Origin of the sequence: Escherichia sp. AM3 (assembly GCF_032029835.1) — a bacterium.
GTDB classification, from domain to species: Bacteria; Pseudomonadota; Gammaproteobacteria; order Enterobacterales; family Enterobacteriaceae; genus Escherichia; species Escherichia coli.
Genome location: NZ_JAVUPQ010000829.1, coordinates 1 through 299, shown reverse-complemented (window position 1 = coordinate 299; position 299 = coordinate 1). Strand labels below are relative to the sequence as shown.

The following is a 299-nucleotide window of genomic DNA, read 5'->3' as shown; positions in this document are numbered from 1 at the left end:
GGTCTGGCCCGCTTCGGCGTTGGAGACACCGTTAACGACCAGATCCTGCTGCGCTTCGGCCGCGTTGATGATGTTGTTGTCGCTGACGATCTCGATGGACACCGTCGGCGCGGTGGCGTCCACGCTGTATTCGCGGCCCGCCGAGGCGCTGTTGCCGTTCACGTTGGTGACGCTCACCTGCACGCTGGCGTCGCCGTCTTTCAGACCCGCAAGATCCGAGGAAGGCACGGTGGCCGTCCAGTTGCCGTCGGCATCGACTTTGGCGGTGTAAGACTTGCCGCCAAAGGTGATGGTCACGG

1 protein-coding gene is annotated in these 299 nt (G+C 63.9%); it reads right to left on the bottom strand.

All coding sequences use genetic code 11. The annotated features are described in order from the left end of the window. A partial coding sequence (locus RTW80_RS28590; RefSeq protein WP_312721474.1) for an Ig-like domain-containing protein occupies window positions 1–299 on the bottom strand: 299 nt, incomplete at both ends.